The 17,708-nt window shown below is 72.9% G+C and carries 17 protein-coding genes; 13 read left to right on the top strand and 4 right to left on the bottom strand.

The features are described from left to right. The first annotated feature begins 44 nt into the window (after positions 1–44). Positions 45–689, top strand: coding sequence for a DJ-1/PfpI family protein (locus tag WA762_RS03950; RefSeq protein WP_335932906.1), 645 nt, complete (start codon positions 45–47; stop codon positions 687–689). A 123-nt stretch (positions 690–812) separates the two neighbouring features. Here the strand turns inward: WA762_RS03950 and WA762_RS03945 are convergent, their stop codons facing one another. After that, positions 813–1,664, bottom strand: coding sequence for an enoyl-CoA hydratase/isomerase family protein (locus tag WA762_RS03945; protein ID WP_335932904.1), 852 nt, complete (start codon positions 1,662–1,664; stop codon positions 813–815). Positions 1,665–1,967: 303 nt separating this feature from the next. Between WA762_RS03945 and WA762_RS03940 the strand changes: the two genes are divergently transcribed. Then, a complete protein-coding gene (locus WA762_RS03940) occupies positions 1,968–2,423 on the top strand; it encodes an ATP-binding protein (RefSeq protein ID WP_335932902.1) in 456 nt (151 codons plus the stop codon). Between the two features lie 42 nt (positions 2,424–2,465). Here WA762_RS03940 and idi read toward each other — a convergent pair whose 3' ends face one another. The 3 genes from idi to galE all read right to left on the bottom strand — a co-directional run bounded on the left by idi (position 2,466) and on the right by galE (position 5,308). After that, positions 2,466–3,059, bottom strand: coding sequence for an isopentenyl-diphosphate Delta-isomerase (gene idi / locus WA762_RS03935; protein ID WP_335932901.1), 594 nt, complete (start codon positions 3,057–3,059; stop codon positions 2,466–2,468). Positions 3,060–3,210: 151 nt separating this feature from the next. After that, complete coding sequence (locus tag WA762_RS03930; RefSeq protein ID WP_335932900.1) at positions 3,211–4,152, bottom strand: cation diffusion facilitator family transporter; 942 nt, start codon at positions 4,150–4,152, stop codon at positions 3,211–3,213. A gap of 166 nt (positions 4,153–4,318) precedes the next feature. Then, a complete protein-coding gene (gene galE / locus WA762_RS03925) occupies positions 4,319–5,308 on the bottom strand; it encodes a UDP-glucose 4-epimerase GalE (protein WP_335932898.1) in 990 nt (329 codons plus the stop codon). 432 nt (positions 5,309–5,740) lie between these two features. On the opposite strand from galE, the gene WA762_RS03920 reads away from it, so the two are divergent. The 11 genes from WA762_RS03920 to WA762_RS03870 all read left to right on the top strand — a co-directional run bounded on the left by WA762_RS03920 (position 5,741) and on the right by WA762_RS03870 (position 17,654). After that, positions 5,741–7,492, top strand: a complete 1,752-nt coding sequence (locus WA762_RS03920; protein WP_335932896.1) for a DUF5941 domain-containing protein — start codon at positions 5,741–5,743, stop codon at positions 7,490–7,492. Continuing rightward, positions 7,489–8,226 carry a phosphocholine cytidylyltransferase family protein gene (locus WA762_RS03915; RefSeq protein WP_335932894.1) on the top strand — a complete coding sequence of 246 codons (738 nt, stop codon included), beginning with the start codon at positions 7,489–7,491 and terminating at the stop codon, positions 8,224–8,226. The genes WA762_RS03920 and WA762_RS03915 overlap by 4 nt, the downstream gene beginning before the upstream one ends. Continuing rightward, positions 8,214–9,275: an iron-containing alcohol dehydrogenase family protein gene (locus WA762_RS03910; RefSeq protein ID WP_335932893.1), complete on the top strand. Its 1,062-nt coding sequence runs from the start codon at positions 8,214–8,216 to the stop codon at positions 9,273–9,275. The genes WA762_RS03915 and WA762_RS03910 overlap by 13 nt, the downstream gene beginning before the upstream one ends. Then, the gene (locus WA762_RS03905; protein WP_335932891.1) at positions 9,253–10,032 is read left to right on the top strand and encodes a CDP-alcohol phosphatidyltransferase family protein; all 780 of its coding nucleotides are present in this window, start codon (positions 9,253–9,255) and stop codon (positions 10,030–10,032) included. The genes WA762_RS03910 and WA762_RS03905 overlap by 23 nt, the downstream gene beginning before the upstream one ends. Continuing rightward, positions 10,029–10,913, top strand: coding sequence for a glycosyltransferase family 2 protein (locus tag WA762_RS03900; RefSeq protein WP_335932889.1), 885 nt, complete (start codon positions 10,029–10,031; stop codon positions 10,911–10,913). The genes WA762_RS03905 and WA762_RS03900 overlap by 4 nt, the downstream gene beginning before the upstream one ends. Before the next feature lie 120 nt (positions 10,914–11,033). After that, positions 11,034–11,963, top strand: coding sequence for an ABC transporter permease (locus tag WA762_RS03895; protein ID WP_335932887.1), 930 nt, complete (start codon positions 11,034–11,036; stop codon positions 11,961–11,963). Further along, entirely contained in the window at positions 11,956–12,738 is a 783-nt protein-coding gene (locus WA762_RS03890; RefSeq protein WP_335932886.1) for an ABC transporter ATP-binding protein, read from the top strand. Before WA762_RS03895 ends, WA762_RS03890 begins: the two co-directional genes overlap by 8 nt. A 437-nt stretch (positions 12,739–13,175) precedes the next feature. Further along, the gene (gene hpnC, locus WA762_RS03885; protein WP_335933025.1) at positions 13,176–14,096 is read left to right on the top strand and encodes a squalene synthase HpnC; all 921 of its coding nucleotides are present in this window, start codon (positions 13,176–13,178) and stop codon (positions 14,094–14,096) included. A gap of 27 nt (positions 14,097–14,123) precedes the next feature. Next, positions 14,124–15,044, top strand: a complete 921-nt coding sequence (gene hpnD, locus WA762_RS03880; protein WP_335932885.1) for a presqualene diphosphate synthase HpnD — start codon at positions 14,124–14,126, stop codon at positions 15,042–15,044. A gap of 121 nt (positions 15,045–15,165) precedes the next feature. Beyond that, positions 15,166–16,554, top strand: coding sequence for a hydroxysqualene dehydroxylase HpnE (hpnE, locus tag WA762_RS03875; RefSeq protein WP_335932883.1), 1,389 nt, complete (start codon positions 15,166–15,168; stop codon positions 16,552–16,554). Beyond that, complete coding sequence (locus tag WA762_RS03870) at positions 16,551–17,654, top strand: polyprenyl synthetase family protein (protein WP_335932881.1); 1,104 nt, start codon at positions 16,551–16,553, stop codon at positions 17,652–17,654. The genes hpnE and WA762_RS03870 overlap by 4 nt, the downstream gene beginning before the upstream one ends. The last annotated feature ends 54 nt before the right edge of the window (positions 17,655–17,708 follow it).

Genomic DNA, 17,708 nt, shown 5'->3' with positions numbered 1-17,708 from the left:
CCCTCCCGGCCCTTCTGGGCCACCCGACGAACCACGGAGGAACCATGCAGATCGCCATCGCACTCTTCGACCGCTTCACCTCGCTCGACGCCGTCGGCCCCTATGAGATGCTCCAGCACCTCCCCGGCGCGGAGACCGTGTTCGTCGCCGAACGGACCGGACCCGTGCGCAACGAGAGCGGCGGCCTCGCGCTCGTCGCCGACCGGACGTTCGCGGACGTGCCGACGCCGGACGTGGTGGTCGTCCCGGGCGGCCCCGGCCAGCGCGACCGGATGAACGACGAGACCCTCCTCGGCTGGCTGCGCGCGGCCGACGCCACCAGCACCTGGACCACCTCCGTCTGCACCGGATCGCTGCTGCTCGCGGCGGCCGGACTGCTCGACGGGCGGCGCGCCACCTCGCACTGGCTCGCGCTGGACGCGCTGAGGGGGTTCGGCGCCGAGCCGACCGGCGAGCGCGTGGTGTTCGACGGCAAGTACGTCACGGCGGCGGGCGTCTCCTCCGGCATCGACATGGGACTGGCCCTGGCCGGCCGGCTCGTGGACGACGAGCACGCCATGGCCGTGCAGCTGCTGACCGAGTACGACCCGCAGCCGCCCTACGACGCGGGCTCGCCGGAGAAGGCCCCGGCCGCCCTGGTCGAGAAGTTCCGCGCCGGGAACGCGCCCGTCCTCCTCCAGGGCCGGTAGGCCGCCGCCTCGCCCCCGGCGCCGGACGCGGCCCGAAGCCCGGGCGGACCGGACGCCCGGGCGGGGCCGCCGAGCCGGGGACCGTACGGGGCACGGGCCCGGCGGCGCGCGCCCGAGGGACCGTCAGCTCGGCTCCTCGGGCCAGGCGAACCGCGGCGCGCGCCGCTCCAGGAACGCGGCGACGCCCTCCGCGGTGTCGCCGCTGCGCCGTGCCTGCTCCGCCCAGTGCGCGTCCCGGTCCCGGCGTCCGTCGGCGAACTCCTTCGCCGCCGCCTGGGTGAGCCGCGAACGCGCGGCCAGCGTCCGCGTGTACGCGTCGACCCGCGCGTCCAGGCCGCCGGCCGGCAGCACCTCGTCCACCAGACCGGACCGCAGCGCCCGCGCGGCGTCGATCAGCTCGCCCGAGAAGAGCAGATGCTTCGCCGTGGCGGGCCCGGTCAGCGCCACCAGCCGCCGGGTCGACGACGCGGGGTAGACGATGCCCAGCCTGGCCGGGGTCACCCCGAACGACGCGCCCTCCTCCGTGAACCGCAGGTCACAGGCGGCCGCGAGCTGGCTGCCACCGCCCACGCAGTAGCCGCGGATCGCCGCCAGCGTCGGCAGCGGGAACGCCGCCAGCGCCTCCTCCGCCGCCACCGCGAGCGACTGCGGACCGTCCGGCGGACCGCCGGACCCGGCCGTCTTCCCGGACGGGGAGGGGCCGTCGGGCGAGGAGGGATCGCCGGACGAAGAAGCGCCGCCGGATCCGGCCGGGGCGCGGAGCGACGAGATGTCCGCCCCGGCGCAGAAGGTGTCCCCGGCGCCCGTCAGCACCAGCGCCCGCACCGAGCCGTCGGCCGCCAGCCGCTCCAGCAGCACGGGCAGCGCGCGCCACATCGCGGCCGTCATCGCGTTGCGCTTGGCGGGGTTGTCGATGACGACGGTGGCGACACCGTCCGCGACGGCGTGCGTCAGCCGGGGTTCCCTGCGGTCCATGCGCCGGATGCTATCGGCCGCGTTCGAACTTGTGATCAGGAAGGGGTGGCCGTGCACGTACGCACCGTGAGGAGCCTCCCGCGGCGGGTCCCGCGGCCGGGCGCCCCGCCCGACGAGGACCGGAACCAGTCCGGGAGCTGAGCCGGCCGAGCAGTCTCGAACAAGAACTGTCGATAGAGGGCAATGGAGGTCGATAACGGTCGTTAGGGGGTGACTTCCATTCAGTGGTCCGGCGCGGCGACCGTGCCGCGCACTCTGTACTCGGCGTGCAGTCACCGACGAGTCGAGGGCGGGTACCGGACTATGGAGAGCCGCGGGAGTATCCCCGCTCGGCCCATGTCGTACGAAGGCGTCTGGCGGTTCACCGCCGCGGCCGTGGAAGCGTCCGTACCGCGGGCGCGGCACGCCGTACGCGATCTGCTGAGACGCCAGGGCGTGCCGATCGGCGCCGACATCGCGGAGGGGCTGTTGCTGATCGTCTCCGAGCTGGTCACCAACGCGGTGAAGCACGCGGCGCTGCTGTCGCCCGAGCTCGGCGTCGAGGTGGCCGTCGGGGCGGAATGGATCAGGGTGTCCGTGGAGGACAACCACCCCTACCGGCCGACGGCCCTGGAGACGGACCACGGGCAGACCGGCGGCCGCGGGCTGCTCCTGGTCCGGGAGATCACCAGGGAGGCGGGCGGCGCCTGCGACGTGCGGCACACCGCGGGCGGCGGGAAGATCATCTGGGCGGCGCTGCCGTTGGGTCCGAGGCCCTGACCCGGCCCGTGCGGGGCGCCCGGCCGGGCGCCCCGCGTCCGCTCACCAGCCGGCGGACGGCCCGGTCAGCTCCCTGACGGCCGGCCGCGCGGCGTCCAGCACGGTCATGAACCACGCCGAGAACGGCGCCTCGGCATGCCGCTCGGCCAGCTCGCCGGGCGTGACGAACGCCGTCTCGCCGACCTCCTCCGGGTCCGGGCGCGGCAGGTCCTGGACCAGGCCCACGAAGAGGTGGTTGAACTCCTGCTCCACCAGACCCGAGGCCGGGTCCGGGTGGTTGTAGCGGACCGTGCCCGCCTCGGCCAGCAGGGAGGGCGAGACCCCCAGCTCCTCGAACGTGCGCCGGGCGGCGGCGGCGAACGGCGCCTCACCGGGGTAGGGGTGGCCGCAGCAGGTGTTCGACCAGACACCGGGGGAGTGGTACTTGCCCGAGGCGCGCCGCTGGAGCAGCAGCCGCCCCCGCTCGTCGAAGAGGAACACCGAGAAGGCGCGGTGCAGCCGACCCGGCGGCTGGTGGGCGGAGAGCTTCTCCGCCGTGCCGATGGTGGTGCCGTTCTCGTCGACCAGTTCGAGCATGATCGCGTCTGCGGTGCCGTTCGACGAGCTGTGCGCCGCGGTGGCTGGTGTGGTCGGCATACCCATCCTTCGCTATGGTCCCGGCCCGGTGCGCCGGTCCCGTCGAGTCCGCCCAAGTCTGCCGCACAAAAGCCGCTCGTCCGTACCTCGGGTCGTGGCATGTCCGGCCGGGTCCCCGCCCCGCTCCGGCCGGTCCGCCCCGGTCGGCGGCTCAGTGGCAGAGCCTGGCCTCGTGCTCGGCGTGGCCGCTCGGCTCCAGCTGGAAGGTGCAGTGCTCGACGTCGAAGTGGACGCCGAGGCATCCCTGGAGCTCGTGGAGCAGCTTCTCGTGGCCGACCGAGTCCAGCACGTCCTGGCTCACCACCACGTGCGCGGAGAGTACCGGCATCCCCGAGGTGATCGTCCAGGCGTGCAGGTCGTGGACGTCCAGCACCCCGGGCAGCGCGGTGATGTGGGCCCGTACCTCGCCCATGTCCACGCCCTTCGGGGCCGCCTCCAGCAGCACGTTGAGCGTCTCCCTGAGCAGTTTCACCGTACGGGGGACGATCATCAGGCCGATCACCAGCGAGGCGATCGGGTCGGCGGCCTGCCAGCCGGTGGCCAGGATGACGCCCGCCGAGATCAGCACGGCGAAGGAGCCGAGCGTGTCCGCGAGCACCTCCAGATAGGCGCCGCGCACGTTCAGGCTCTCCTTCTGCCCGCGCAGCAGCAGCGAGAGGGAGATCACGTTGGCGACCATGCCGACGAGGGCGAACGCGATCGTGAGCCCGCTCCGGGTCTCGGCCGGGGTGATGAAGCGCTGGACCGCCTCGAAGAGCAGGAACCCGCCCACGCCGAGCAGCAGCAGACAGTTGGCCAGGGCCGCCAGGATCTCGGCGCGCGCGAACCCGAAGGTGCGGTTGAGCCCGGCGGGCCGGTTGGCGAAGTGGATCGCCAGCAGGGCCATCCCCAGGCCCAGGGCGTCGGTCGCCATGTGGGCCGCGTCGGCGATCAGGGCCAGCGAACCGGCGAGCACCCCTCCGACGACCTCCACGATCATCACGCCGAGCGTGATGCCCAGCGCGATCCGCAACCGCCCCTTGTGCGCGGCGGCCGCCGTGCCGGTGGGCGGCGGCCCGCCGTGTGTGTGCCCGTGGTCGTGCCCTGCGCCCATGGGGACGCCTCCCGGTCGTCTCGCGGACTCGGGCGCGGTCGCCCCGAGCACTGCCAGTGAACTACGGGTGGGGGGTATCGGGCAACACGGCACTGAACACCGTTGTCATGTGCTCTGACCTGCGGAAATGCTCGCAGGTCAGAGCGGTCGGGTGATCACCGGAAGGTCAGTTCGCGCGTGCCTCGGGATGCTGGAGGCACCAGCCCTCCCAGGCGGACTCGACCATCTCGCGCATCCCGTGCCGGGCCGTCCAGCCGAGCTCCCCGGACATCCGGGCGGCGGACGCGACGGCCTTCGCGCCGTCGCCGGGCCGGCGCGCCTCCACCACCGGCTCCTGGCTCCGGCCGGTGACCTCGCCCACCAGATCCGCGATCTCCCGCACCGAGACGCCCACGCCGCGGCCGATGTTCACGGTCAGGTCCGCGCCTTCCTCCCCGGTCCGGGCCGCCAGGGCCCGTGCGACGGACAGATGCGCGTCGGCGAGGTCCGCGACATGGATGTAGTCGCGGACACCGGTGCCGTCGGGCGTCGGGTAGTCGGCGCCGAAGATCCGGGGGGCCTCGCCGAGGGTCAGCCGCTCGAAGAACATCGGGATCACGTTGTAGGCGCCCGTGTCCGCGAGCTCCGGCGCGGCGGCCCCGGCCACGTTGAAGTAGCGCAGGCAGGCGGTGGACAGCCCGTGCGCCCGGCCGGCCGCGCGCACCAGCCACTCCCCGGCGAGCTTCGTCTCGCCGTACGGGCTGATCGGGGCGCAGGGCGTCTCCTCGGTGATCAGTTCCACATCCGGCACGCCGTACACCGAGGCGGAGGAGGAGAACAGGAAGCGGCGCACCCCGGCGGCGACGACCGCCTCCAGCAGCACGGTCAGCCCGGCCAGGTTCTCCCGGTAGTACAGCAGCGGCCGCTCGACGGACTCCCCGACCTGCTTCTTCGCCGCGAGATGCACCACACCCGTCACCGCGTGCCGTTCCAGCACCTCGTCGAGCAGCGCACGGTCGGCCGCCGAGCCCCTGACCAGCGGCACATCGGCCGGAAGCCGTCCGACGGCCCCGGTCGACAGGTCGTCGAGCACGACGACCCGCTCACCGGCCCCGGTCATGGACCGCACCACATGTGCGCCGATGTACCCCGCCCCGCCTGTGATCAGCCATGTCATGACGGCCAGCCTAAGCGCTGCCCGTCCACTCCCTCCTCGCGCACGGCCGCCGTGCGCGGGCACGGGGCCGGGGATCCGGTCCGCGCCGTCCCCGTCCGTCCGATCTGGGGCGTTCTGGAACGGTCCGGGCGGGAAGGCCCGGTTCCGTGCCACCGCGTTTTGTCAGGCGAGGCGGGGATCGACGATGATGATCTCGGGTGGTCCCGCATGATGCCGGTCCGCCCCGAACGGAGCGCGAACGGGCAGTGAACTCCCGCTTCCGTTCATCCGATAGCCTCTGCCGACGTGCCGTCGGCCCGCTTCCGGGCCGCGTCGCCGCGCGCCGACCCCGTCAGCACCAAGGAGTGAGTTCGTCTGTCGACCGCCATCCTCACCGGTGCTCCGCTGCCCGGATCCTCGCTCGCGGACGATCTGCGGTCACTGGGTTTCGACGTGCGGACCGCCGCCGACCCGGCCGAGGCCGCGCGGCTCCTCGCGGACGTCCCCGCCGACCGCCGCGTCGCCCTGGTCGACCCCCGCTTCGTCGGGCACGTCCACGCCCTCCGGCTCGGCCTGACCGACCCGCGCTTCCCCGCGGCCGCCGTCCCCGGCGCGCTCACCGCGCGCCCGGAGGCCCGCCCCGCGCTGGCCCGGGCCCTCGACGCGGTCGCCGCGTCCGTCCACGCGGGCGCCCCCGCCGGACCGGCCCCCGCCGGGCCCGGGACCGACGACACCCTGCCCGGCCGCCTCGCCGCCGCCATGGACGACGAGGACGCCGCCGTGCAGCGCCCCGAGCTGGGCTCGCTGGTCGCCGCCGTGCCGGCCGACGCCTCCGCGCGCGCCGAGGCGGAGCGCGCCCGGGACGCGGTCGACGACGAGGCGGTGCGGCTGCGCAGCGCCGTCAAGGCCCGCGACGGCTTCTTCACCACGTTCTTCATCAGCCCGTACTCCCGCTACATCGCCCGCTGGTGCGCGCGGCGCGGTCTCACCCCGAACCAGGTCACCACCGCCTCCCTGCTGACCGCGCTGATCGCGGCGGGGGCCGCGGCGACCGGCACGCGCGCGGGCTTCGTCGCGGCCGGCGTGCTGCTGCTCCTCTCGTTCGTCCTGGACTGCACCGACGGGCAGCTCGCCCGCTACTCGCTGCAGTACTCGACGATGGGCGCCTGGCTGGACGCCACCTTCGACCGGGCCAAGGAGTACGCGTACTACGCCGGGCTCGCCCTCGGCGCCGCCCGGGGCGGGGACGACGTCTGGGCCCTGGCCCTCGGCGCCATGGTGCTCCAGTCGTGCCGCCATGTGATCGACTTCTCGTTCAACGAGGCCAACCACGACGCCGTGGCCAATTCGAGTCCCACGGCCGCCCTCTCCGACCGTCTCGACAGCGTCGGCTGGACGGTCTGGCTGCGCCGGATGATCGTGCTGCCGATCGGCGAGCGCTGGGCGATGATCGCGGTGCTCACCGCGGCGACCACCCCCCGGATCGTCTTCTACGCCCTGCTCGTCGGCTGCTCCTTCGCCGCCTGCTACACCACCGCGGGCCGGCTGCTGCGCTCGGTGACCCGCAAGGCCCGGCGCACCGACCGGGCCGCCGCGGCCCTGGCCGACCTCGCCGACTCCGGACCGCTCGCCCGCGCCGTCGCGGCGTTCGGCCCCCGGCTCGGCGGCAGCTGGCTCCCCGCGGCCACGGCCCTGCTCGGCGGGGCGCTCATGATCGCCTCCGCGCTCTCGCAGCCCTTCGGCAGCGGGCACACCATCCTGGCGGCCGTCGTCTACGCGATGTTCTCGGGCCTGGCCGTCTCCCGGCCCCTCAAGGGAGCCCTGGACTGGCTCGTGCCCCCGGTGTTCCGGGCGGCCGAGTACTGCACGATCCTGATCCTCGCCGCCCGCAGCGACGTCCCCGGAGCCCTCCCGGCGGCGTTCGGGCTGGTCTCGGCCGTCGCCTACCATCACTACGACACGGTCTACCGCATTCGCGGAGGCACCGGCGCGCCGCCCCAGTGGCTGGTACGCGCGATCGGCGGGCACGAGGGCCGCACCCTGGTGGTGGCCGTACTCGCCGCCGTACTCACCCGGCATTCGGCGTTCGCCGCGGCACTCACCGTGCTCGCGGTGGCCGTGGCGCTGGTGGTGCTCGTGGAGTCCATCCGCTTCTGGGTGTCCTCCGGAGCACCCGCCGTTCACGACGAAGGAGAACCCGCATGATCGGCCTCGTACTGGCAGCCGGTGCCGGACGGCGACTGCGCCCCTACACCGACACGCTCCCGAAGGCCCTCGTGCCGGTGGACGGCGAGAAGACGGTTCTCGACCTCACACTGGCGAACTTCGCGGAGATCGGCCTCACCGAGGCGGCCGTCGTCGTGGGCTACCGCAAGGAGGCCGTGTACGCCCGCAAGGCCGAGTTCGAGGAGAAGTACGGCCTCGCCCTCACCCTGATCGACAACGACAAGGCCGAGGAGTGGAACAACGCCTACTCCCTGTGGTGCGCCCGTGACGTCCTCGCCCGCGGCGTCATCCTGGCCAACGGCGACACCGTCCACCCGGTCTCCGTCGAGAGGACCCTGCTCGCCGCCCGCGGCGACGGGCAGCGGATCATCCTGGCCCTGGACACGGTGAAGAGCCTCGCCGACGAGGAGATGAAGGTCGTCACCGAGGACGGCAGGGGAGTGCGCTCCATCACCAAGCTGATGGACCCGGCCGCCGCGACCGGCGAGTACATCGGCGTCACCCTCATCGAGCCTGAGGCCGCCGCCGATCTCGCCGACGCCCTGCGGACGACCTTCGAGCGCGACCCGGACCTCTACTACGAGGACGGCTACCAGGAGCTCGTGAACCGCGGCTTCACCATCGACGTGGCGCCCATCGGCGACGTGGCGTGGGTCGAGATCGACAACCACGACGACCTCGCGAAGGGCCGTGAGATCGCGTGCCAGTACTGACCCGGCTCATCCCGTCCCCGGTCGTCGTCGACATCGGCCGCGGCGCGCTGGACGACCTGGCCGGTCTCCTCGCCGACCAGCGGATCTCCGCCTCCGGCAAGCTCGCCGTCGCGATAAGCGACGGCTCGGGGCGCGCGCTGCGCGAGCGGCTCGCCCCCGCGCTGCCCGGCGCCCACTGGTACCCGGTCGTCGACGGCACCCTCGACTCGGCGGTCAAGCTCGCCGACGACATCAAGGGCAACCGGTACGACGCCGTGGTCGGCCTCGGCGGCGGCAAGATCGTGGACGTGGCGAAGTACGCCGCCGCGCGCGTGGGGCTGCCCCTGGTCGCGGTGGCGACCAACCTGGCCCACGACGGGCTCTGCTCCCCGGTCGCCACCCTGGACAACGACAACGGCCGGGGCTCCTACGGGGTGCCCATCCCGATCGCCGTCGTCATCGACCTCGACATCGTCCGCCAGGCGCCGCCCCGCTACGTGCGCTCCGGCATCGGCGACGCGGTCTCCAACATCTCCTGCGTGGCCGACTGGGAACTCGCCCGAGAGGTCAGGGGCGAGAAGGTCGACGGCCTGGCCGCCGCCATGGCCCGGCAGGCCGGCGAGGCCGTGCTGCGCCACCCCGGCGGGATCGGCGACGACGGCTTCCTGACGGTGCTGGCCGAGGGCCTCGTGCTGACCGGCATCTCCATGTCGGTGGCAGGCGACTCCCGGCCCGCCTCGGGCGCCTGCCACGAGATCAACCACGCCTTCGACCTGCTGTATCCCAGGCGCGCGGCCAGCCACGGCGAGCAGGTCGGCCTCGGCGCCTGCTTCGCCATGCACCTGCGCGGCGCCCACGAGGAGTCGCGGCACATGGCGGCCGCCCTGCGCCGTCACGACCTGCCCGTGCTGCCCGAGGAGATCGGCTTCACCGCCGACGAGTTCGTCCGGGCCGTCGAGTACGCCCCGCAGACCCGCCCCGGACGCTTCACCATCCTCGAACACCTCAACCTGTCCACCGACCAGATCAGGGACGCGTACGCCGACTATGCAGAAGCCATCGATAGCTGAACTCCGCCCGGTCGTGCACCCCCCGGGCGTGAAGGACCGGCGCAGCGGCGAGCACTGGGCGGGTCGGCTCTACATGCGCGAGATCTCCCTGCGCGTGGACCGGCACCTGGTGAACACCCGGGTCACGCCCAACCAGCTGACCTACCTGATGACCGTCGCGGGCGTGCTCTCCGCACCGGCCCTGCTCGTCCCCGGCATCCCCGGGGCGCTCCTCGGCGTGCTCATGGTCCAGCTCTATCTGCTGCTCGACTGCGTCGACGGCGAGGTGGCCCGCTGGAAGAAGCAGTTCTCACTGGGCGGGGTCTACCTGGACCGGGTCGGCGCGTACCTGTGCGACGCGGCGGTCCTGGTCGGTTTCGGCCTGCGCGCCGCCGATCCGTGGGGCACCGGACGCATCGACTGGCTCTGGGCCTTCCTGGGCACCCTCGCGGCCCTGGGCGCCATCCTGATCAAGGCCGAGACCGACCTCGTCGGCGTCGCGCGTCACCAGGGCGGGCTGCCACCGGTCAAGGAGGCCGCCTCCGAGCCGCGCTCGTCCGGCATGGCGCTCGCCCGCCGGGCCGCCGCCGCCCTCAAGTTCCACCGGCTGATCCTCGGCGTCGAGGCGTCGCTGGTCGTCCTGGCGGCCGCGGTCGTCGACACGGTCAGGGACGACCTGTTCGCCAGCCGCCTGATGGTCGCCGTACTGGCCGGCATCGCACTGCTGCAGACCCTTCTGCACCTGGTGTCGATCCTCGCGTCGAGCAGGTTGAAGTGAGCACACCCATGAAACTGGGCGCGGTCGTCATCACGATGGGCAACCGCCCCGAGGAACTGCGGGCCCTCCTGGACTCGGTCGCCGGGCAGGACGGCGACCGGATCGAGGTGGTGGTCGTCGGCAACGGCGCGCCCGTGCCGGACGTCCCCCCGGGCGTGCGGACCGTCGAGCTGCCCGAGAACCTGGGCATCCCCGGCGGCCGCAACGTCGGGATCGAGGCGTTCGGCCCCGGCGGCACCGACGTGGACGCGCTCCTGTTCCTCGACGACGACGGGCTGCTGCCGCGCACCGACACCGCCGAGCTGTGCCGGCGGGCGTTCGAGGCCGACCCCGAGCTCGGCATCATCAGCTTCCGCATCGCCGACCCCGACACCGGGATCACCCAGCGCCGCCACGTGCCGCGGCTGCGCGCCGCCGACCCGATGCGCTCCTCGCGGGTGACGACCTTCCTGGGCGGCGCCAACGCCGTGCGCACCAAGGTCATCGCCGAGGTCGGCCCGCTGCCCGGGCAGTTCTTCTACGCGCACGAGGAGACCGACCTCGCCTGGCGGGCGCTGGACGCCGGCTGGATGATCGACTACCGCGCGGACATGGTCCTCCACCACCCGACCACCGCCCCCTCGCGGCACGCGGTGTACCACCGGATGGTGGCCCGCAACCGGGTCTGGCTGGCCCGCCGCAACCTGCCCGCGCCGCTGGTCCCCGTCTACCTCGGGGTGTGGCTGCTGCTGACCCTGCTGCGCAAGCCCTCCGGCCCGGCGCTGAAGGCGTGGTTCGGCGGCTTCCGGGAGGGCTGGTCCACGCCGTGCGGCACCCGCCGCCCGATGAGGTGGGGCACGGTGTGGCGGCTGACCAGGCTCGGCCGACCTCCCGTGATCTGAGAGGCTCTTCTCTGAGAGCATGGGGGGCGACTCCTCTGCACCTCCTTCTCCATGGGACCTGTACGCTCCGAGCCGCGCCCGCGACCGGCCGCGCATCTTGAAAACGAGAGTTTCATTCTGGTGAGTGACACAACCCACGACGGCGCGGTTGCCCTGGGCGCCCCACCGTCCGCCGACGAGAGCCTGAGCGCGGCCGAGACGGCCGCGAAGCACGGCCTGACGGTGAGCGGCGCCCGGCCAGGGCTCGTCGAGTACATCCGCCAGCTCTGGGGGCGGCGCCACTTCATCATGGCGTTCTCCCGGGCGAAGCTGACCGCCCAGTACAGCCAGGCGAAGCTGGGCCAGCTGTGGCAGGTGGCCACGCCGCTGCTCAACGCGATGGTCTACTACCTGATCTTCGGGCTGATCCTGGGGACCAGGAGAGGGATGACCCAGGAGGTCTTCATCCCCTTCCTGGTGACCGGCGTCTTCGTCTTCACCTTCACCCAGAGCTCGGTGATGGCGGGGGTGCGGGCGATCTCCGGCAACCTGGGGCTGGTGCGGGCCCTGCACTTCCCGCGCGCCGCGCTCCCGATCTCGTTCTCGCTCCAGCAGCTCCAGCAGCTGCTGTACTCGATGATCGTGCTCGCGGTGGTGGCCGTGAGCTTCGGCAGCTACCCGGGCCTGTCCTGGCTGCTGATCGTCCCGGCGCTGGCCATGCAGTTCGTCTTCAATACCGGGATGGCGCTGATCATGGCCCGGCTCGGCAGCAAGACGCCCGACCTCGCCCAGCTCATGCCGTTCATCATGCGGACCTGGATGTACGCCTCGGGCGTCATGTTCTCCATCCCGGTGATGCTCAAGGACAAGCCGGGCTGGATCGCGGATGTGCTCCAGTACAACCCGGCGGCCGTCTACATGGACCTGATGCGCTTCGCGCTGATCGACGGCTACGGCGCCGAGAACCTCCCGGCGCACGTCTGGATGGTCGCCCTGGCCTGGGCGGTCGTCGTGGGCGTGGTGGGCTTCGTGTACTTCTGGAAGGCGGAGGAACGGTACGGCCGTGGCTGACGACAACACTTCGGGGCGCGTCCCCACCGTCATCGCCGACGACGTGCACATCGTGTACCGGGTCAACGGCGGCGGCGGAGGCAGGGGCAGCGCCACCGCGGCACTGAGCCGGATACTGCGCCGCGGCGGCGAGCCGCGCGGCGTGCGGAAGGTGCACGCCGTGCGCGGCGTCTCCTTCACCGCGTACCGGGGCGAGGCCATCGGCCTCATCGGGACCAACGGCTCCGGCAAGTCGACCCTGCTGCGGGCCATCGCCGGCCTGCTCCCCACCGAGCGGGGCAAGGTGTACACGGACGGCCAGCCGTCGCTGCTGGGCGTGAACGCGGCGCTGATGAGCGACCTGACCGGCGAACGCAACGTGGTGCTCGGCGGCCTGGCCATGGGCATGTCGCGCGAGGAGATCCGCGAGCGCTACCAGGAGATCGTCGACTTCTCCGGCATCAACGAGAAGGGCGACTTCATCACGCTGCCGATGCGGACGTACTCCTCCGGCATGGCGGCCCGGCTGCGGTTCTCCATCGCCGCCGCGAAGGACCACGACGTCCTCATGATCGACGAGGCGCTGGCGACCGGCGACCGCAAGTTCCAGATCCGCTCCGAGAAGCGCATCCGGGAACTCCGCAAGGAGGCGGGCACGGTCTTCCTGGTGAGCCACAGCAACAAGTCCATCCGGGACACCTGCGACCGGGTGCTGTGGCTGGAGAAGGGCGAGCTGCTGATGGACGGTCCGACGGACGAGGTCCTCAAGGCCTACGAGCGCGAGACCGGGAAGTAGGCCGGCACCCGGGAGTCGCGGCCTCCGCCGGAGGGTTCCGGAGGAGGCCGCGACGGTGTCCGGACCGTGGACGCCGCGCGGCGTTCTGCACGTCCGGCGGTATGCGCCGGACAAGATCTCCTCCCGTCGGATGACGTGAAATTCCTTGCGCGCGGGGAAGGTTGGCGGGGTGGGACGTGTTGCCCGGCAGGGGGCGACACCCCGTCCGTATCGATGAGCGTTGTACAACGTAAGCTGTACCGGTGCTGATTCGTGGCAAGTGGGGCGATACCGCCGGGCCGGACGGCCCACAGGCGTGCTCCGCACTCGGCAGAGCGGGCGGCGTGTCCGGAATGGGATGTTTTGGGTCAGCAGTGTAGAACGGGAGATGTGACGGCAATGACGGAAGATCTCCAGCTCCGAGGTGTCCGCGCCGTCCCAGCACCGGGCGGTCCGTGGTGACCCCCACCCGGCAGGCCCGCCCTGCGGCGGCCGTGCCCGGCACCCTCGACAAGGCCGCGGACGAGAACTTCCCCGTGGCCCCCTTCTTCCTGCCCAGGGCCTGGCGGGACGACCTGATGGCCGTCTACGGCTACGCCCGCCTGGTCGACGACATCGGCGACGGCGACCTCGCCCCGGGCGGCGCGGACGCCCGTCACCTGGGCGTCGACCCCGAGCAGGCCGACGACCGGCTCGCCCTGCTCGACGCCTTCGAGGCCGACCTGCGCCGGGTCTTCGCCACCACGGGCGACGGCCCGCGCCACCCCCTGCTGCGCGCGCTGCGCCCCACCGTTCGGCGCCGCGCGCTCACCCCCGAACCCTTCCTCGGCCTGATCGAAGCCAACCGCCAGGACCAGAAGGTCCGCCGCTACGGCACGTACGCGGAGCTCGCCGCCTACTGCGAGCTCTCCGCCAACCCGGTGGGCCGGCTGGTCCTGCAGATCACCGGCACCGCCGGCCCCGAGCGCGTCCGCCGCTCCGACGCCGTCTGCACGGCCCTGCAGATCGTCGAACACCTCCAGGACGTGGCGGAGGACCTCGGACGCGACCGGATCTACCTGCCCGCGGACGACATGGCCCGGTTCCATGTCGGCGAAGACGGCCTCGCCGCCCCCACCGCGGGCGCGTCGGTGCGTTCGCTGGTCGCCTTCGAGGCGGAGCGCGCCCGGGAACTGCTGAATGAGGGCATCCCTCTGGTGGGCAGCGTCGACGGCAGGCTCAGGCTGCTTCTCGCCGGATTCGTGGGAGGGGGGCGCGCCGCCCTCTCCGCGATCGCGGCCGCCGGGTTCGACGTCCTGCCCGGACCCCCCAAGCCCACCAAGCCCAGCCTGCTGCGCGAAGTGGGAGTCGTCTTGCGAAAAGCGCGTAGAGAGGGGTGAGCCGGACCCGTGGAGGCACAGACGTCCATGCCGGCACCGGTACAGGCCGCATACAGGTACTGCGAGGCGGTCACCGGACAGCAGGCGCGCAACTTCGCGTACGGCATCAGACTGCTGCCGGCCGAGAAGCGCCAGGCCATGTCGGCGCTGTACGCCTTCTCCCGCCGTGTCGACGACATCGGTGACGGCGACCTGACGCCGGAGACCAAGCGGACGCGCCTGGAGAGCACGCGTCAGGTCCTGGACCGGATCCGGGAGGGCGCGATCGACGAGGACGACACCGACCCGGTGGCCGTCGCCCTCGCCGACGCGGCGCGGAGGTTCCCGCTGCCGCTCGGCGGGCTCGACGAACTCATCGACGGCGTGCTGATGGATGTGCGCGGCGCCACCTACGAGACCTGGGACGACCTCAAGGTCTACTGCCGTTGCGTGGCGGGCGCCATCGGCCGCCTCAGCCTGGGCGTCTTCGGCACGCAGCCGGGCGTTCCCGGCGCCGAGCGGGCCGCGGAGTACGCCGACACGCTCGGACTCGCGCTCCAGCTGACCAACATCCTGCGGGACGTCCGCGAGGACGCCGGCAACGGACGCACCTATCTCCCCGCCGACGACCTCGCCAAGTTCGGCTGCTCGGCCGGCTTCCACCGCTCCACCCCGCCGTCCGGCGCGGACTTCTCGGGGCTGGTCCACTTCGAGGTGCGGCGGGCCCGCACCCTGTTCGCCGAGGGCTACCGGCTGCTGCCGATGCTGGACCGGCGCAGCGGCGCCTGCGTCGCGGCCATGGCGGGCATCTACCGGCGGCTGCTCGACCGGATCGAGCGCGACCCCGAGGCGGTGCTGCGCGGCCGGGTCTCGCTGCCCGGCCACGAGAAGGCGTACGTCGCGGTCCGCGGACTCTCCGGTCTCGACGCCCGGCACGTCTCCCGGCGGACGGTCAGGAGGCGTGTCTGATGCGGCACACGCTTATCTCGCGCACCATGTGCATCACGGACCCGCGTTCCGGACAGTGCTCAACCCCCTGTTCGGCCGACGCGTCCCAGACTGAAGTGACCCGGCGAAAGGAGGAGGACGCATGACGGACGACGCACTGCGCTCCTCCCGTGCGGTGGTGATCGGCGGCGGAATCGCCGGAACCACCGCCGCTCTGCGACTGGCCGACGCCGGGCTGGACGTGACCCTGCTCGAAGGGCGGCCCCGGCTCGGCGGACTCGCCTTCTCCTTCCGGCGCGGCGATCTGACGGTCGACAACGGACAGCACGTCTACCTGCGCTGCTGCTCCGCCTACCGCTGGTTCCTCGACCGCGTCGGCGGCACGAGCCTCGCGCCCCTGCAGAACCGTTTGGACGTGCCCGTTCTCGATGTCGGCCGGCCCTCGGGGCCCCGGCTGGGACGGCTGCGGCGCAACGGGCTGCCGGTGCCGCTCCACCTCGCGGCCGGACTCGCCGGCTATCCGCACCTCTCGCTCGCCGAGCGCGCGGGCGTCGGCCGCGCCGCACTCGCGCTGGGCCGCCTGGACCCGGACGACCCCGCCCTCGACGCCATCGACTTCGGCGCCTGGCTCACCCGGCACGGCCAGTCGCGGCGGACCATCGAGGCCCTGTGGGACCTGGTCGGCGTCGCCACGCTCAACGCCACCGCCCCGAACGCCTCGCTGGCCCTGGCCGCGAAGGTCTTCAAGACCGGACTCCTCTCCGAGCCCGGCGCCGCCGACATCGGCTGGGCCGGCGTGCCCCTGGGCGAGATCCACGACACCCTCGCCCGCGCGGCGCTCGACGCCGCCGGGGTGCGCACCGAACTGCGGGCCAAGGCCACCTCCCTCACCCGTACGGAGCAAGGCGGGTGGACCGTCGCCGCCGGGGGCGGGCGGATCGACGCGGACGCCGTCGTCCTCGCCGTACCGCAGCGCGAGACCCACGGCCTGCTGCCCGCCGGGGCACTCGACGCCCCCGACCGGCTGCTCGGCATCGGCACCTCGCCGATCCTCAACGTGCACGTCGTCTACGACCGCAAGGTGCTGCGCCGCCCGTTCTTCGCCGCGCTCGGCTCCCCGGTCCAGTGGGTCTTCGACCGCACCGAGGCGTCCGGGCTCACCGGCCCCGGACAGTACCTCGCGGTCTCCCAGTCCGCCGCCGACGAGGAGATCGACCTCCCCGTCGCCGAACTGCGCAGGCGTTACCTGCCCGAGCTGGAGCGGCTCCTCCCGGCCGCCCGCACCGCCGGGATCAGGGACTTCTTCGTCACCCGGGAACGCACGGCGACCTTCGCCCCCGCCCCCGGCGTCGGCCGGCTGAGGCCCGGGGCCCGCACCCGGTTCCCCGGCCTCGGCCTGGCCGGAGCGTGGACGGCGACCGGCTGGCCCGCCACGATGGAGGGCGCCGTCCGCAGCGGATTCACCGCGGCGGACGTCGCGCTGAGGGCGCTCGGCCGCTCCCATGAACATCCGCTGCAGGAGGCGGCATGAGCAGTATCACCGGAACAAGAGGAGAGTCAGTGACCCCGGCGAATCCGGCTTTCGACACCGTGGCCGACACCACGGACGTCACCGCGCTTCTGGAGCGCGGACGGGCCCTTTCCACGCCGGTGCTCCGGGCCGCTGTGAACCGGCTCGCACCGCCCATGGACACCGTCGCCGCCTACCACTTCGGCTGGATCGACGCCCAGGGACGGCCCGCCGCCGGCGACGGCGGCAAGGCCGTCCGCCCGGCGCTGGCCCTGCTGTCCGCGGAGGCGGCGGGCGCCGCTCCCGAGGCGGGCGTCCCCGGCGCCGTGGCCGTCGAACTCGTGCACAACTTCTCGCTGCTGCACGACGACCTGATGGACGGCGACGAGCAGCGCCGCCACCGCGACACGGTGTGGAAGGTGCACGGCCCCGCCCAGGCGATCCTGGTCGGCGACGCGCTGTTCGCGCTCGCCAACGAGATCCTGCTGGAGCTCGGCACCGCCGAGGCCGGCCGCGCGACCCGCCGGCTGACCGTCGCCACCCGCAAGCTCATCGACGGCCAGGCCCAGGACATCTCCTACGAGCACCGCGAACGGGTCACCGTCGAGGAGTGCCTGGAGATGGAGGGCAACAAGACCGGCGCCCTGCTCGCCTGCGCCTGCTCCATCGGCGCCGTCCTCGGCGGCGCCGACGACCGCACCGCCGACACCCTGGAGGCGTACGGCCACCACCTCGGCCTCGCCTTCCAGGCCGTCGACGACCTGCTCGGCATCTGGGGCGACCCCGAGTCCACCGGCAAGCAGACCTGGAGCGACCTGCGCCAGCGCAAGAAGTCGCTCCCGGTCGTCGCCGCCCTCGCCGCGGGCGGACCGGCCTCGCAGCGGCTCGGCGAACTGCTCGCCGCCGACGCCCGCAGCACCGATTCCGACAGCTTCTCCGAAGAGGAGTTCGCCGCCCGCGCGGCGCTCATCGAGGAGGCGGGCGGCCGCGAATGGACCGCCCAGGAGGCCCGTCGACAGCACGCGGTCGCCATCGAGGCGCTGCACCGCGTCGACATGCCGCACACCGTGCGGGCGCAGCTCACCGCGCTCGCGGACTTCGTCGTCGTACGAAAGAGATGATCACTATCCGCTCCATATGACTCGCAGTCGCCGGCCGGCGTCCGTACCGGGCGC

This window comes from Streptomyces tyrfis, assembly GCF_037034285.1.
Lineage (GTDB): Bacteria > Actinomycetota > Actinomycetes > Streptomycetales > Streptomycetaceae > Streptomyces.
The sequence above is the reverse complement of the archived record's forward strand: the minus strand, read 5'-3'. Positions and strand labels throughout refer to the sequence as shown.

Excerpts from the sequence above, each read along its gene's own strand:
- WA762_RS03950 (WP_335932906.1), top strand. The coding sequence starts at position 45 with ATGCAGATCGCCATCGCACTCTTCGACCGCTTCACCTCGCTCGACGCC.
- galE (WP_335932898.1), bottom strand. The coding sequence starts at position 5,308 with ATGACATGGCTGATCACAGGCGGGGCGGGGTACATCGGCGCACATGTG.
- WA762_RS03915 (WP_335932894.1), top strand. The coding sequence starts at position 7,489 with ATGATCGGCCTCGTACTGGCAGCCGGTGCCGGACGGCGACTGCGCCCC.
- WA762_RS03870 (WP_335932881.1), top strand. The coding sequence starts at position 16,551 with ATGAGCAGTATCACCGGAACAAGAGGAGAGTCAGTGACCCCGGCGAAT.
- WA762_RS03930 (WP_335932900.1), bottom strand. The coding sequence starts at position 4,152 with ATGGGCGCAGGGCACGACCACGGGCACACACACGGCGGGCCGCCGCCC.
- WA762_RS03905 (WP_335932891.1), top strand. The coding sequence starts at position 9,253 with ATGCAGAAGCCATCGATAGCTGAACTCCGCCCGGTCGTGCACCCCCCG.
- idi (WP_335932901.1), bottom strand. The coding sequence starts at position 3,059 with ATGCCGACCACACCAGCCACCGCGGCGCACAGCTCGTCGAACGGCACC.
- hpnD (WP_335932885.1), top strand. The coding sequence starts at position 14,124 with ATGCCGGCACCGGTACAGGCCGCATACAGGTACTGCGAGGCGGTCACC.
- WA762_RS03940 (WP_335932902.1), top strand. The coding sequence starts at position 1,968 with ATGGAGAGCCGCGGGAGTATCCCCGCTCGGCCCATGTCGTACGAAGGC.
- WA762_RS03945 (WP_335932904.1), bottom strand. The coding sequence starts at position 1,664 with ATGGACCGCAGGGAACCCCGGCTGACGCACGCCGTCGCGGACGGTGTC.
- hpnE (WP_335932883.1), top strand. The coding sequence starts at position 15,166 with ATGACGGACGACGCACTGCGCTCCTCCCGTGCGGTGGTGATCGGCGGC.